The organism is Streptomyces tateyamensis, assembly GCF_003205575.1.
GTDB lineage: Bacteria > Actinomycetota > Actinomycetes > Streptomycetales > Streptomycetaceae > Kitasatospora > Kitasatospora tateyamensis.
Genome location: NZ_PYBW01000006.1, coordinates 14,888 through 30,202 on the forward strand (window position 1 = coordinate 14,888; position 15,315 = coordinate 30,202).

At 72.2% G+C, this 15,315-nt stretch carries 9 protein-coding genes; 5 read left to right on the forward strand and 4 right to left on the reverse strand.

What is annotated here, in order from left to right; genetic code table 11:
• Window positions 1-21: 21 nt before the first annotated feature.
• Window positions 22-2,130, reverse strand: coding sequence for a glycogen debranching protein GlgX (gene glgX / locus C7C46_RS01350; RefSeq protein WP_110664697.1), 2,109 nt, complete (start codon window positions 2,128-2,130; stop codon window positions 22-24).
• A 316-nt stretch (window positions 2,131-2,446) separates the two neighbouring features.
• On the opposite strand from glgX, the gene C7C46_RS01355 reads away from it, so the two are divergent.
• The 4 genes from C7C46_RS01355 (at window position 2,447) to C7C46_RS01370 (ending at window position 8,086) form a co-directional block, all read left to right on the forward strand.
• Window positions 2,447-3,718, forward strand: coding sequence for an SAV2148 family HEPN domain-containing protein (locus C7C46_RS01355; RefSeq protein ID WP_245983992.1), 1,272 nt, complete (start codon window positions 2,447-2,449; stop codon window positions 3,716-3,718).
• 141 nt (window positions 3,719-3,859) lie between these two features.
• Window positions 3,860-5,920, forward strand: a complete 2,061-nt coding sequence (gene efeU, locus C7C46_RS01360; RefSeq protein ID WP_110664699.1) for an iron uptake transporter permease EfeU — start codon at window positions 3,860-3,862, stop codon at window positions 5,918-5,920.
• A gap of 50 nt (window positions 5,921-5,970) precedes the next feature.
• A complete protein-coding gene (gene efeB, locus C7C46_RS01365; RefSeq protein ID WP_110664776.1) occupies window positions 5,971-7,251 on the forward strand; it encodes an iron uptake transporter deferrochelatase/peroxidase subunit in 1,281 nt (426 codons plus the stop codon).
• Between the two features lie 106 nt (window positions 7,252-7,357).
• Window positions 7,358-8,086: an exonuclease domain-containing protein gene (locus C7C46_RS01370; RefSeq protein WP_110664701.1), complete on the forward strand. Its 729-nt coding sequence runs from the start codon at window positions 7,358-7,360 to the stop codon at window positions 8,084-8,086.
• Window positions 8,087-8,159: 73 nt separating this feature from the next.
• Here C7C46_RS01370 and C7C46_RS01375 read toward each other — a convergent pair whose 3' ends face one another.
• The 3 genes from C7C46_RS01375 to C7C46_RS01385 all read right to left on the reverse strand — a co-directional run bounded on the left by C7C46_RS01375 (window position 8,160) and on the right by C7C46_RS01385 (window position 12,514).
• On the reverse strand, window positions 8,160-9,134 hold the full coding sequence (locus C7C46_RS01375; protein ID WP_110664703.1) for a polysaccharide deacetylase family protein: 975 nt from the start codon (window positions 9,132-9,134) through the stop codon (window positions 8,160-8,162).
• Window positions 9,135-9,277: 143 nt separating this feature from the next.
• Window positions 9,278-10,183, reverse strand: a complete 906-nt coding sequence (locus C7C46_RS01380) for a phosphotransferase enzyme family protein (protein WP_110664705.1) — start codon at window positions 10,181-10,183, stop codon at window positions 9,278-9,280.
• Window positions 10,184-10,279: 96 nt separating this feature from the next.
• Window positions 10,280-12,514, reverse strand: coding sequence for an MMPL family transporter (locus C7C46_RS01385; protein ID WP_110664707.1), 2,235 nt, complete (start codon window positions 12,512-12,514; stop codon window positions 10,280-10,282).
• Between the two features lie 544 nt (window positions 12,515-13,058).
• Between C7C46_RS01385 and C7C46_RS01390 the strand changes: the two genes are divergently transcribed.
• Window positions 13,059-15,290, forward strand: a complete 2,232-nt coding sequence (locus C7C46_RS01390; RefSeq protein ID WP_110664709.1) for an MMPL family transporter — start codon at window positions 13,059-13,061, stop codon at window positions 15,288-15,290.
• Window positions 15,291-15,315 lie beyond the last annotated feature (25 nt).

Below are 15,315 nucleotides of genomic sequence, written 5' to 3' on the forward strand. Positions count from 1 at the left end.
CAGACGGCGCAGGACTGTGCCTCATGCGGGCCGCTGAAGTACCAGCAAGGAGCGGTCGGCGAGCCGTAGGGACTCGCCCTGGCGGACCCGAACTCCGCTCCCCGGGGTCGGGAGTGTCGCAAGCGTGGTGTCCACCACCACCTGCCACTGCTCGCCGTGGTCCTTCGGCACGGTGAACTGCAGCGCCTCGCTGTGGGCGTTGAACATCAGCAGGAAGGAGTCGTCGGTGATCCGCCCGCCGCGCCGGTCCGGCTCGGAGATGGCCGCGCCGTTCAGGAAGACCGTCAGCGACTTGGCGTAGCTGGTGCTCCAGTCCTGCTCGGTCATCTCCCCGCCGCCCGGGGTGAACCAGGCGATGTCGGTCAGCTCGTCCTGGGCGGTGGCCACCGGGCGGCCGCGGAAGAAGCGGCGGCGGCGGAAGACCGGGTGGTTGCGGCGCAGCCAGACCATGCCCCGGGTGAACTCCAGCAGGTCGGTGTCGCCGCCTTCCCAGTCCACCCAGGAGAGCTCGTTGTCCTGGCAGTAGGCGTTGTTGTTGCCCAGCTGGGTGCGGCCCAGCTCGTCCCCGTGCGAGAGCATCGGCACGCCCTGGGAGAGCAGCAGGGTGGCGATGAAGTTGCGCTGCTGGCGGCCCCGCAGCGCCAGCACCTGGGGATCGCGGGTGGGGCCCTCGGCGCCGCAGTTCCACGAGCGGTTGAAGGACTCGCCGTCCCGGTTCTGCTCGCCGTTGGCCTCGTTGTGCTTGTCGTTGTAGGAGACCAGGTCGCGCAGGGTGAAGCCGTCGTGGCAGGTGACGAAGTTGATCGAGGCGATCGGGCGGCGCCCGTCGTGCTGGTAGAGGTCGGAGGAACCGGTCAGCCGGGAGCCGAACTCGGCCAGTGTGGCGTTCTCGCCGCGCCACAGGTCGCGCACGGTGTCGCGGTACTTGCCGTTCCACTCCGTCCACAGCGGCGGGAAGTTGCCCACCTGGTAGCCGCCCTCGCCGACGTCCCACGGCTCGGCGATCAGCTTGGTCTGGGAGACCACCGGGTCCTGCTGGACCAGGTCGAAGAACGAGGAGAGCCGGTCCACCTCGTGGAACTGGCGGGCCAGGGTGGCGGCCAGGTCGAAGCGGAAGCCGTCCACGTGCATCTCGGTGACCCAGTAGCGCAGCGAGTCCATGATCAGCTGCAGCACGTGCGGGGAGCGCATCAGCAGGCTGTTGCCGGTGCCGGTGGTGTCCATGTAGTAACGGCGGTCGGCGGCCAGCCGGTAGTAGGAGGCGTTGTCCAGGCCGCGCATGGACAGGGTCGGGCCCAGGTGGTTGCCCTCGGCGGTGTGGTTGTAGACCACGTCGAGGATCACCTCGATGCCGGCCGCGTGCAGCGCCTTGACCATCGACTTGAACTCCTGCACCTGCTGGCCGCGGTCGCCCAGCGAGGAGAACGAGCCGTGCGGGGCGAAGAAGCCGATGGTGTTGTAGCCCCAGTAGTTGGACAGGCCCAAATCGCGCAGCCGGTGGTCGCGGACGAACTGGTGCACCGGCATCAGCTCGATCGCGGTGACGCCCAGCGTGGCCAGGTGCTCGATCAGCGCCGGGTGGGCCAGCGCCGCGTAGCTGCCGCGGATCTCCTCCGGGATGCCGGGGTGATGCCTGGTCAGCCCCTTGACGTGCGCCTCGTAGATCACCGACCGGTGGTAGTCGGTGCGCGGCGGTCGGTCGTTGCCCCAGTCGAAGTAGGGGTTGATCACCACCGAGTGCATGGTGTGCGGTCCCGAGTCCAGGTCGTTGCGCCGCTCCGGGGCACCGAAGTGGTAGCCGTAGACCGACTCGTCCCAGTCGATGGTGCCGCTCATCGCCTTGGCGTACGGGTCCAGCAACAGCTTGGCGCTGTTGTGGCGGCGACCGCGCGCCGGGTCGTACGGACCGTGCACCCGGAAGCCGTACCGCTGGCCCGGCTGGATGCCCGGCAAGTAGGCGTGGCGGACGAACGCATCGGTCTCGCGCAGCTCGACCGCCTGCTCGGTCCCGTCCGGTCCGAGCAGGCAGAGCTCGATCCGGTCGGCGCTCTCGGAGAACACCGCGAAGTTGGTGCCGACCCCGTCATAGGTGGCACCCAGCGGGTACGGCTGCCCTGGCCAGACCTGCATATAGCCTCAACTTCCCTGGTGTCACGAGGAGCTGATGCTCCTTCGGGAAACGTTGGCGCACCGCTGGCTGCGGTATGCCCAGCGAGGCGCGGAGCATGTCTGATCCGAACCTCTTGGTGACGGACGGCACGGTGCCGTCGACACTCTGTCAGGTGGCATCGTTGCCGCATATTCGGCCGGCTGATGCCCTTTCGGCTCGCATTCGCCCGAACGGGTGTCCGGAGGAATGCTTCTGACTCACCTTGCGCGGAGGCAGTACCCTTGATCGTCGCGTCGCCTCCGCCCGGGAGGGGCCGGGGGAGAGGCGAGGTGGTGGATGGGCGTCGTCGGCGGTGGCGGTCCCGCCGACGAGTGGCCCCAGGGGGCCGGCCCGGCGGCCCGTACCGAAGCGCCCACCGTGGTGCTCGGCCCGCCCGGCGGGGGCCGGCTGATCCCCGCCCAGTCCGGCGGCGCCGACCCGGGCGCGCCCGGTTGGAGCCCCGAGCGGTGGCAGCAGGCCTACCAGCGGGTCCGGCTGACCGGGCGGGCGTACGTCTGGCTCAACCTGGTCGAGCAGCGGCTGCGCGCCCTGCTGGACGAGCTGCTGCGCCCGGTCTACGCCCCCGCGCACGGTGCGGACTGGGTGACGGCGGCGGCCGGCCCGGTCGGCGAGGAGTGGGTGCGCCGGGCCGCCGCGGTGCGCGAGGTGAGCCGGCGCAAGGGCTACCTGCTGGACCCGGACGACGACGACCCGCTGGTCTTCCTGACCCTGCCCCAGCTGCGCGAGCTGATGGTGCAGCACTGGCCGTGCTTCGAGCCGTACCTGGACGACCGCCGCGAGATCGAGCTGGCGCTGGACGAGCTGGAGGTCGCCCGGCACGTGGTCTCGCGCAACCGCAGCCTGTCGGCCACCGTGCTGGCGCAGACCGAGCGGGCCGCGGCCCGGGTGCTCGGCCTGCTGGACGGGCGCCCGGCCCAGTCGGTGGGCCTGCCCGCCGACGTGGTCGAGGAGCTGGTGGCCGGCCGCTACGCGGACGTGGCCGCGGTGCACGCCGACCGGGTCCGGCTGCAGCGCGAGCTGCCCGTGGAGGACCTGCTGGAGGGGGCCCGCCGGCTGGACGCGCTGGGCATCGGGCTGGGCATGCTCTGCCAGAACTTCACCGGCAAGCGGCTGGTGCGGCTGGCGGCCGGCGGCTGCCGGGTGCGGCTGCTCTTCCTCAATCCGGCCAGCAGCGCGGTGCGCCGGCGCGAGCGGGAGCTGGGGCTGGGGCGCGGCGAGCTGTCCCGGTCGATCGAGATGAACATCATGCACGTGCGCCGGGTCCGGGCCCGGCTGCGCGACCAGGGCGGCTTTGAGATCCGGGTCTTCGACGAGACCCCCCGGTTCACCGCGTACCTGGTCGAGGGCGCCCGGCTGCCCGGCTCGCGCCGGCGCACCGGCGACCTCGGAGTGGTGCAGCCCTACCTGCGGCGGGCGCGCGGGATCGAGTCCCCGGCGCTGGTGCTGCGGGCCGCGCCGGTGGGCGCCGAGGGCGGCGAGCCGGGGTTGCTGGAGGTCTACCGCGAGGAGTTCGAGGGGGTTTGGGCCGATTCACGGCCCGTCAGCTGACACCTCCCCAGGGGTTAGCTAAGGCTTAGCTAAGTTGTGACCGACCCCGCGTGGACGGCCGTTCCGGCCCCTGAGTAAGGTATGCCTAAGCTAAGCGCGACTGCGCTAGCGGTCACGCACGCCTAGGGGAGTTCAGCACCCATGTGGGACGACGCTTTTCCAAGCTTTCTGATCGGGCTCAGGGAGGGCCTGGAGGCCGGACTCATCGTGTCGATCCTGGTCGCCACCCTGGTCCGCTCGGACCAGAAGAGCCGGCTGCCCCAGGTGTGGACCGGCGTGCTGGCCGCCGTCGCGCTCGCGCTGAGCTTCGGTGCGGTGCTCACCTTCACCGCCGCCAACCTCTCCGGCACCGCCCAGGAGGCCTTCGGCGGCACGCTGAGCGTGGTCGCGGTGGCCTTCGTCACCGGCATGGTCTTCTGGATGCGCCGCTCGGCCCGCAACCTCTCCTCGGAGATCCGCGAGAAGGTCACCGCGGCGCTGGCCATGGGCAGCGGGATGCTGGTCCTCACCAGCTTCCTGGCGGTGGGTCGGGAGGGCCTGGAGACCTCGCTCTTCCTGTGGACCACCGCCCGCTCCGCCGGTGAGGCCACCGGCCCCGCGATCGGCGCCGCGATCGGCCTGCTGCTGGCCACCGGGCTCTGCTGGGGCCTGTACCGCCGGGTGCTGAAGATCAACCTGACCAGGTTCTTCACCGGCACCGGCCTGGTGCTGATCGTGATCGCGGCCGGGGTGCTCAGCTATGGCCTGCGCGACCTGCAGGAGGGCGGGGTGCTGCCCGGCGGGCACGCCTACGCCTTCGACCTGAGCGGTTCGCTGGACGCCGGCTCCTGGTACGCGACGCTGGTGCAGGGCGTGTTCAACCTGACCGTCACCATGACCTGGCTCCAGGTGGCCGGCTACCTCGGCTACCTCGCGGTGGTGCTGACCCTGTTCGTGCGCGGGCTGCGGCCCGCCGCGCCGAAGCCGGCCCCGGCCGTGGTCGAGCAGGCCGCGGGCGAGGAGGCCGCCGAGCCGGCCCCCGCCGCGACCCCGGCCGCCGGCCGCCGCTGGCTGCTGCCCGCCGCTCTGGTGACCGTGCCCGCCGTGGCCGCCGCCGCCGTGATCGCGTTCAGCGACGGCAAGCCGGCCGGTGCCGCCACCGTGACCGTCTCCGACGCCCAGGCCGAGTGCGGCAAGGGCTTCACCGTCCCGCAGCCGGGCCGGCAGACCTTCCAGATGCACAACACCGGCAGCAAGACCTCCGAGGTGTACCTGGTCAACCCGGCCACCAGCGCGGTCTACGGGGAGATCGAGGGCCTGGCCCCCGGCACCACCCGCCCGCTGACCGCCACCATCGGCAGCGGCGACCTGGCCTGGCGCTGCGTGCCCACCGGCGGCGACCCGGTCACCTCGGCCAGCGTGCACGTCACCGGTGGAACCGCCGTCAAGGCCGTGCTGCCGGTGGCCGAGGACGACCTGAAGGCCCCGCTGGACCAGTACAAGGGCTACGTCAACGGCGGCCTGGCCGAACTGCTGACGCTGACCCAGAAGCTGCAGGCCGACGTGCACGGCGGCGACCTGACGGCGGCGAAGGCCGACTGGCTCACCGCCCACCTGCGGTACTCCTCGCTCGGCGCCGCCTACGGCACCTTCGCCGACCTGGACAAGAAGATCAACGGCCGGGCCGACGGCCTGCCCGCCGGCGTCGCCGACCAGGACTTCACCGGTTTCCACCGGGTCGAGTACGGCCTGTGGCACGGCCAGAGCGCCGCCGACCTGACCCCGGCCGCCGACCGGCTCAGCGCCGATGTCGCCGACCTGGTGCAGAAGTTCCCCGGCCAGGACTTCGACGCCGCGGACCTGCCGCTGCGCAGCCACGAGATCCTGGAGAACACCCTCCAGTTCGAGCTGTCCGGCGGCACCGACGAGGGCAGCGGCACCAACCTGGCCACCGCCGAGGCAAACGTGGCCGGCACCCGCGAACTGCTGACGGTGCTCCAGCCGCTGATCGAGCAGCGCAGCCCCGAGCTGCTGGCCACCGTGAACGCCGGGATGAAGCGGGTCGGCGACCTGCTGGCCGGCGCGCACCGGGCCGACGGCAGCTGGACCCCGGTGCAGCAGCTGGACCCGAGGACCCGGGCGCAGCTCAACGGCGCCACCGGGCAGCTGCTCGAAGACCTCGCCCCGATCCCCGACCTGCTTGAGATCCGGAAGTCCGCCTGATGACTGAGAGCCACGTTCCCGCCGGGACCTGCCCGTTCCCGCACCAGGCGATGGCCGCCGCGGCGGCCGCCGAGGCCGCCGGCTGCCCGGCCGGCCCGGCCCGGCGCAGCTTCCTCGGCACCGCCCTCGGGGTCGGCGCGGCCGGCGCCGCGCTGGCCGGCGGAGCCCTCGCCCTCGGCGGCGGCTCGCAGCCGGCCGCCGCGGCCGACACCAGGGGCGCCGACGCGGTGGTCCCCTTCCACGGCGAGCACCAGGCCGGGGTGCTGACCGCGCAGCAGATGTCGGCGATGTTCGTCTCGTTCGACGTGATCGCCCCCGACCGTGCGGCGCTGGAGCAGCTGTTCCACACCCTGACCGACCGGATCCGCTTCCTGACCGCCGGCGGCACCCCGCCGGACCTGGGCGTGGGCGCCCCGCCTGCCGACAACGGGATCCTCGGCCCGGCCGTGCCCAGCGACAACCTGACCGTCACCGTCGGGGTCGGCGCCTCGCTCTTCGACGACCGCTACGGGCTGGCCAAGGCCAAGCCGGTCAAGCTCGGCCCGATGAAGACCTTCCCCAACGACAACCTGCAGGCCGACGAGCTGCACGGCGACCTCTCGCTGCAGATCTGCGCCAACAGCCAGGACACCGTGCTGCACGCGCTGCGCGACATCGCCCGGCACACCCGCGGCGCCATGCAGGTCAAGTGGCGGATCGACGGCTTCCAGAGCGCCCCGCGCCCGGCCGGCGCGCAGCGCAACCTGCTCGGCTTCAAGGACGGCATCGTCAACCCCGACGTCAAGTCCGGCCGGGAGATGGACCGGCTGGTCTGGGTCAAGGACGGCATGGGCGAGCCGGCCTGGGCCACCGGCGGCAGCTACCAGGTGATCCGGATCATCCGGATGCTGGTGGAGTTCTGGGACCGGGTCTCGCTGGCCGAGCAGGAGAAGATGTTCGGCCGCCGCAAGGACACCGGTGCCCCGCTGGACGGTGCCGACGAGAACGACGCGCCGGACTACGCCAAGGACCCGGAGGGCCACGCGATCCCGCTGGACGCGCACATCCGGCTGGCCAACCCGCGCGACGCCAAGACCGACGACTCGCGGATCCTGCGCCGCGGCTACAACTACGACCGGGGCGTGGACAAGGTCGGCAACCTGGACATGGGCCTGGCCTTCTGCTGCTACCAGCAGGACGTCACCCGGCAGTTCGAGGCCACCCAGACCCGGCTGATCGACGAGCCGCTGGTGGACTACATCTCGCCGACCGGCGGCGGCTACTTCTTCGTGCTGCCGGGCGTGCGGGACGGTTCCGACTGGCTCGGGCGGGGCCTGTTCGCCGCCGCCTGACCCCGCGTCGACAACGCCGCCACCGGGCCCCGGCGGCGGCGTTGTCACAGGCAGCCGCGATGATGGGCGGCGACCGAGCGAGCTGCGAACCGAAGGGGCGCCGGCGATGAGTGAACCGAGCTGGGCCAGCGGACCGCTGGCGGCGTTCGACCTGGAGACCACCGGGACGGACGTCGAGCGGGACCGGATCGTCACGGCCGCCCTGGTCGTGCTGGACCACCCGGGCGCCGTACCGCGCACCCGGGGGTGGCTGCTGGACCCGGGGGTGGCGATACCCGAGGGGGCCAGCGCGATCCACGGCATCAGCACCGAACAGGCCCGCGCCCAGGGCGCACCGGCCGCCGCCGGGGTGGCCGAGATCACCGCCGCGGTGGCCGGCGTGCTGGCCACCTGCACCCCGCTGGTGATCATGAACGCGCCGTACGACCTGTCCCTGCTTGACCGCGAGTGCCGCCGACACGGCGTCACCCCGCTGTCAGCACGCCTGGGTGGCGCCCCCTCACCGGTGATCGACCCGCTGGTGCTGGACAAGAACCTGGACCGCTACCGCAAGGGCAAGCGCAACCTGCAGGCGCTCTGCGCGCACTACGGGGTGCCGCTGGAGCGCGCGCACGAGGCCGGGGCGGACGCGCTGGCGGCCGCCGGGGTGGCGCGCCGGCTCGGCGAGCTCTTCCCGTCCGCCGCCGCGTTCTCGCCGGCCGAGCTGCACGAGCTGCAGGTGCGGGCGGCGGCCGAGCAGGCCGCGGCCTTCGAGAGCTACCTGCGCCGCACGGCCGATCCGCGTGCCGTGGTGGCGCCCGGGTGGCCGGTGATCCCGTTCGCGGCAGCGTCCTGACGGCTCGTCGGCCGACGCCCCCTCGGGTGAGGGGTGCTCAGGCGGCCGGCCGGTCCGCCGCTCAGGCGGCCGCTCAGACCGCCGGGAAGGCGAAGGTGTAGCCCTGCTGGACCAGCCACGGCAGCAACTGGGCCAGGGCGGCCACGGTCTGGCTGCGGTCGCCGCCCCCGTCGTGCATGAGGATGATCCCGCCGGGGTGCAACTCCCGCTGGGCGGTGGACACGATCTTGTCCACGCCCGGCTTGGCCCAGTCCCGGGTGTCCACGGTCCAGCCCAGCGGGCGCAGCCCGGCATCCGCCGCGATCTGCCGGTTGTCGGCGCTGAAGTCGCCGCCCGGCGCGCGGAACCAGCTGACCTGGGTGCCCGGCCCGCCGGCCTGGACGATCATGTCCTTGGCCGCGGTGATCTCGTAGACCTGGCGGTCGTGCGGCAGCGTGTGCATCGGCTGCGGGTGGTGCACGGTGTGGTCGCACAGCCGGTGGCCCTCGGCCCGGATCCGCTGCACCAGCGCCGGGTTGGCGCTGGCCTGCGGGCCGATCTCGCAGAAGGTCGCCTTGGCTCCGTACCGCGCCAGCAGGTCGAGCACCTGGCCGGTGGCCGGGCCCGGCCCGTCGTCGAAGGTGAGCGCCACGGTCCGGCCGCCGGTCGCGGTGGAGTAGACGATCGAGGTGCCGGGCGCGTCGGGCGCCGGCAGCGGGGCCGCGGCGGTGGTGCCGCCGCCCGAGGGGGTGCGGCCGGGGGCCGGAGTGGGGGTGGCGGTACTCCCGGCGGGGCCGCTCGGCCTGGCGGTGCTCGGCGCAGCGGCGCCCGAGGTGGCGGAGCCGGGGGCGGCGCTCGCGGGAGTGCTCGGGGTGGGGCTTGCGGCAGTGCTCGGGGTGGTGCTCGGGGTGGCACCCGCGCTGGTGCCGCCGGCCGGGCTCGGGCTGCCCAGCGCCTGGGGCTGGGCGCCCTGGGCGGCCCCGCAGGCACAGGCGAGCGCCAGCGAGAGGACGGCTGCGCCGCCGCCGAGGGCGCGGCGCAGGGTGCGGCGGGTGCCGGGAATCGACATGCGGCAGCTCCTCACTGGGGGACCAGCCGCCCGGGGCGGTCGCGGCTGCTCCCTACGACGATGGCCGCCCGAAGGACAGTTCCGAAACGATGAAAGTATCTTGAGAGCTTTCTCACCCGGCTCACAGCGTCCTGGACTCCCGGTCAGACCGCGTGCCAGCGGCCTGCCCGGCCGGGTTCGCGCAGGCCGGCCATCCGGTGCCGGAACTCGGCGAGCACCGCCGGATCGCCCGGCACCCGCTGCGCGAGCCAGGCGGTGGCCGCGATCTCCCGAGCCGCCCGCAGCACCGGCCAGCCAGCCCACTCCCGCACGTCCCAGCCGTAGCCGCGGGTGAACTCCAGGTACTCCCGCTCCGGCACGCCGTAGCGGTGGTGGGCCAGCGCGAGCACCACCAGGTCGTGCTCGCGCAGGTCGTCCGCCACCGTCTCCAGGTCCAGCAGCACCGGCCCGCCCGGCCCGACGTGGACGTTGCGCGGCAGCGCGTCGCCGTGGATCACCCCCGGCGGCAGCAGCGGCTGCTGGGCGGCCACCGCGGCGGCCTGGTCGGCGGCGAGCGCGCGCAGCTGGTCCGCGTCCGCCGGGTCCAGGTGGCCCTCGGCGGCCCCCAGCCACCGCTCGACCGGGGCCAGCAGGTCCCGCCGGGGCAGCGGGGCGGGCGGCGCCGGCGGGTCGGCCAGCAGGTGCAGGGCGCGCAGCAGCGGGCCCAGGTCGGCGGCGTTGGCCGGGCGAACGGCCGGGGCCAGCCGGTGCCAGAAGGTGACCGGGTGCCCCTGAGCGGTGGCCGGCTGCTCGGCCAGGTCGTCGGCGGGGCGGACCACCGGGATGCCGGAGCGGTCCAGCCAGCGGGCCACCGCCAGTTCGCGGGCCGCCCGCTCGGCCAGCACCGGGTCGCGGCCCACCTTGGCCACCAGGGCCGGCCGGCCGAGGTCGAAGACGGCGTTCTCGCCCAGGGCCAGCAGCCGGGCGCGGGCGGGCTCGGGCAGCCCGGCGCCGGTGCAGGCCACGCTCAGCAGCCGGCGGGCCCGGTCCTCGTCGAACACGGTGTGCATGGCCACGAACGTACCGGCCGCCTCCCCGTGAACGGGAGACGGCCGGTACTGGAGTGGCGTGGTGTCACCTGGCCCCGGGTCGGCGGGGCCCGCGGGTCAGGCGTCGATCCGGCGGTGCCGGGCGCCGGCCAGCGAGGGCTCCGCCGGCTCGGCCGGCGGGCCGGCCACCGGGGTGATCGGCGGCGCCGGCAGCTCCTTCTCCAGGTTCGGCAGCCAGTTCAGCCAGCGCGGCAGGTACCAGTTGGCCTCGCCCAGCAGGCTCATCGCCGAGGGCAGCAGCACACCGCGGATGATCGTGGCGTCGATCAGCACCGCGACCGCCAGGCCCACGCCCATCTGCTTCATGGACTGCATGGACAGGGTGCCGAAGACCGCGAAGACCGCCACCATGATGATCGCCGCGCTGGTCACCACACCGGCCGTGGAGCGGATGCCGTGCGCCACCGCCTGCTTGGTCGGCAGGCCCCGGTCGTGCGCCTCCTTGATCCGGGAGACCACGAAGACGTGGTAGTCCATGCTCAGCCCGAACAGGATCACGAAGAGGAAGAGCGGCACCCAGGACTCCACCGCGCCCACCCCGGCGGTGCCCAGCAGCGAGGCGCCCACCCCGTGCTGGAAGACCAGGGTCAGCACGCCGTAGGCTGCGCCCACCGAGAGCAGGTTGAGCAGCACCGCGGTGACCGCGATGGCCAGCGAGCGGAACGAGGCGAGCATCAGCAGGAAGGCGAAGACCACCACGAAGGCGAAGACCGGCAGCATGCTGGAACTCATCTTCGCGTTGAAGTCGTGCGAGCCGGCCGTGCTGCCGGTCACCGGCGCCTCGGTGCCGGGGACCTTGAGCAGCGTGTCGGGGATCACCTGGTGGCGCAGCGCGTCGAGCGCGGCCACGCTGGTGGCGTCGTTGCCGCTGCCGTTGAGCGGGACGGCGATGGTGGCGACGTTCGCCTGCGGGTAGGGGGTCACGTCGATCGGGCCGTGCATCTTCCGGGTGGCCAGCGCCTGGGCCTGGAAGTCGGTGAGCGCCTGCCGCATCGCGGGCGAGCCGAGGTCCGCGGCCTTGACCACCACGATGGCGGGGGAGGGGCTGCCGGGGAAGGCGGCCTCGATCCGCTCCGAGGTCTGCACCAGGGCGTTGCCCTTGGGCAGCGTCTGGTTGAACGTCAGGTTGGCGGTGTGCATGGTGAGCAGCGGGGCGGCCAGCGCCAGCAGCACGCCGGCGGCCAGCACGGTGGCGGCCAGCGGGCGGCGCAGCACGGGGGTGAGGATCGCGTTCCAGACCCGGCTGCCACTGGCCGGGTCCTTGGCCTTGAGCTTGTGCAGGAAGGGCAGCCGGCCCTTGTCCACCCGGTCGCCGAGCATCGACAGCAGGGCGGGCAGCACGGTCAGCGAGCCGAGCACGGCGGTGACCACCACCACGATGGTCGCGTAGCTCATCGCCTGGAAGTCGGCGATGCCGGTGAGGAACATGCCGGCCATCGCGACCACCACGGTGATCCCGGAGACCAGCACGGCCCGGCCGGAGGTGGCGGCCGCCACCTTGAGCGCGGTCGCGGCGTCGCGGCCGGCGGCCCGCTCCTCCCGCTCGCGGCGCAGGTAGAACAGGCAGTAGTCGACGCCGACCGCCAGGCCCACCAGCAGCATCACCGAGCTGGCGTCGTTGCTGGTGTGCAGGAACCTGCTGCTCAGTGCGACCAGACCGGTGGCCGCCATGAAGGCGGTGAGCGCCAGCCCGACCGGCAGCACGGCGGCCACCACGGCGCCGAAGGCGATCAGCAGGATGCCCAGGGCGAGCGGCACGGCGGTCCACTCGGCGCTGGCGAAGTCGTTGCTGAACTGGGCCTGGATCCACTTGTCCGCGGTCGCCTCGCCGAACTCCTCGACCCTGAGCGAGGGGTTGGCCTTCTGCACCCCGGCGACGGCGTCCAGGGTCTTGGTGACCTTGCCGCTGACGGCGTCCTTGTCACCGGGCAGGTTGAACTGGACCAGGGCGGAGTGCCGGTCGGCCGAGATCGCCTTGGTGTCGTAGGGCGAGCGGACGTCGGCGGCCTGCCCGGTGCCGTTGACGGCGGCCACCACCTGGGCCACCGCCTGCTGGAAGGCGGGGGCGTCGGCGGTCAGGGTGGAGCTCTGGACCAGTACGGTCTCGCCGGACGGTGACTTGATCCCGGCCTGGTCGAGGATGGTGGCGGCTCGGGAGACCTCTCCGGGCTGCTGCTCGGAGTTGGTGATCTGGTGGGTGCCGGCCGCGCCGCCGAGGAAGACGGCGAGCACGACGAAGATCAGCCAGCCGAACACGGCGGTCTTGCGGTGGCGGGCGCTCCAGGCACCCATCGTGGCGGCCAGGCCTAGCTTCGGTGACCCTGCTGTGGATGGCACGGGAAGTCTCCCCCTGAGGACGCGACGGCGCGGGTCGCGGTGGTGGGCGGCGGCCCGGGACGGCTTCCGGGCTCGCAACAGAGCCTAGGAAAGCTGCACTTGACGGGTAATCCGGCCAGCGGGTGAGTGCACCCTGGGTCTGCCCCCAGGTGCGTGGTGGGGTTATCCCCACCCCTGGCTCCACCCTGGGTATCGGCGAAGCTCCACCCTGAGGGGGAGGGATCTCCACCCGGGGGACGAGGCCTGCCCGCCTCATGGCAGGTCAGGATTGTTCGGGGCCGTCGGAAGGGCCCCTAGGGGACCGTCGTTCGGATCTTGGTGACCGGACCAGGTGGGGTGGAAGTCACTTGCCGGTCGGCCAGTAAGTTCTCGTATGATGCTCCCTCCGACCTTTTACTTACCTGCCGACCGGCTAAGGCCTTCGGCCGGAGCCGTCTGCCGTCGCCCGGCGTCCCGTCCCCCAGGGCTGCGGTGAACCATGCCAGGAGGAAGAACCAGCATGTTCCACCGAATCGGACAATTCGTCGTCCAGAAGGCGTGGTGGGTGATCGCCGGCTGGGTGATCGCCGCCATCGCCATCGTGGCCACCGCGCCCACGCTGACGGCCCAGACGGACGAGAGCGCCTTCCTGCCGAAGCACTACGAGTCCATCCAGGCGATGGACGTGCAGCAGAAGGCCTTCCCGGACAACTTCACCCCCAGTGCGATGCTGCTCTTCGAGCGCACTGACGGGGGGCAGCTCACCGCCGAGGACAAGGCGGCGATGCAGAAGGCCACCGACGGCCTGACCGCGGAGCACCTCAAGTACGTCGACAAGATCGTGCCGGTCTCCGACAAGACCACGTCGAAGGACGGCAAGTACGCGCTGTCCATGGTGGGCTTCGACAAGAACGCGCCGAAGCAGGGCACCGAGACCGCCGACACCGCCAAGAAGCTGCGCGAGGACGGCAAGACGCTGGTCCAGGGCAGCAACCTCAAGGTCCAGGTCGGCGGCCAGGCCGCGCAGAACCTCGACCAGCAGGACTCCTCCAAGCTGGCCAACGCGCTGATCGGCGTCGGCACCGTCGTCATCATCCTGCTGACGCTCTTCCTGATCTTCCGCAGCCCGCTGATCGCCTTCCTGCCGGTGGCCCTGATCGCCGTCTTCTCGATGGTCGCCAACGGCCTGATCGCCGACGCCAGCAAGGCCTTCGGCCTCAAGGCCGACAGTTCGGTCTCGGCGATCCTGATCGTGGTGCTCTTCGGCGTCGGTACCGACTACTTCCTCTTCCTGATCTTCCGCTACCGCGAGCGGCTGCGAGCAGGCGAGGAGCGACAGACCGCGATGGTCAACGCGGTCGGCCGGGTCGGCGAGGCGATCTCCTCGGCTGCCGGTGCGGTCATCGTGGCCTTCAGCGTCCTGGTCCTGTCCAGCCTGGGCATGTTCAAGGCGATGGGCCCCTCGCTGGCCATCGCGGTCGGCGTCACCGCGCTGGCCTCGGTCACCCTGGTGCCGGCAGTGCTTGTCAAGATCCCCGAGCGGGTGCTGTTCTGGGAGAAGGGCCTGATCTACGCGGTCCGCAAGGTGATTCTGCGTCACCAGCCCAAGCCGCGTACCAAGTGGCGCCTGGAGCCGACCGGTGCCACCTTCGCCAGGTTCGGCCACGCCGTGCAGCGCCGCCCCGGCATGGTGGCCGCGGTCTCCGGCCTGATCCTGGTGGCCCTGGCGCTCGGCGCCACCGGCTACAAGGGCACCTTCGACCTGGCCTCCAGTTCGATGCCGAAGACGAAGGAGTCGATGGTCGTCCAGAGCACCCTGGCGAGCTCTTTCTCGGCCGGCGCCGCCGACCCGTCGGACGTCTACGTCACCTCGTCCAACGGCACCCCGCTGGACAAGAGCACCTTCCCGGCCTACGTCAAGGCGCTCGGCGAGGTGCGTGGCATCGGCTCGGTCGCTCCGCAGCCCAAGGTCAACGCCGACGGCACCACGGCCGACTTCACCGTGATGCTCAACGACGACCCGGCCTCCAACCACGCCATCGACACCATCGGCAAGCTGCGCAGCGTGGCTCACAGCCAGGCGCCGGAAAACACCCAGGTCTACGTGGGCGGTCTGACCTCCGTCTACAAGGACATCAACACCGCGATGGCGCACGACTATTCGCTGGTCTTCCCGATCGCCGCGCTGCTGATCATGCTGATCCTCGGCCTGCTGCTGCGCAGCGTGGTGGCCCCCTGGTACCTGATGGCGGCGGTCGGCCTCGGGTTCGGCGCCACCGTCGGTGCCACCACCCTCGTGTTCCAGAACATGAAGGGTGAGCCCGGTCTGATGTTCATGCTGCCGATGTTCATCTACCTGTTCGTGGTGGCCATCGGTACCGACTACAACATCCTGATGATCGCCCGATTGCGGGAGGAGGCCCAGGAGGGCCGCAGCCCGCGCGAGGCGGCCAGCATGGCGCTGCGCCACGGCGGTCCGACCGTTGCCGCGGCCGGTGGCATCCTGGCGGCGACCTTCGCCACGATGTGCTTCGCCGGGAACACGCTGTTCAGCGAGATCGGCTTCTCGGTGGCCTTCGGCATCGCCGTGTCGGCCTTCGTGATGGCGATGTTCTTCACCCCGGCGCTGACCGCGATGCTGGGCCGCAAGGCCTGGTGGCCGGGCCACCAGGGGCTTGCCGGCCACGGCACCAGTCACGTGGTCGCCGGTTCCGCCCCGCAGCCGGACGCGCAGCCGGCCGGGCGCCGCTGACTCGGACGGGTGCGTGGCGGGGCGC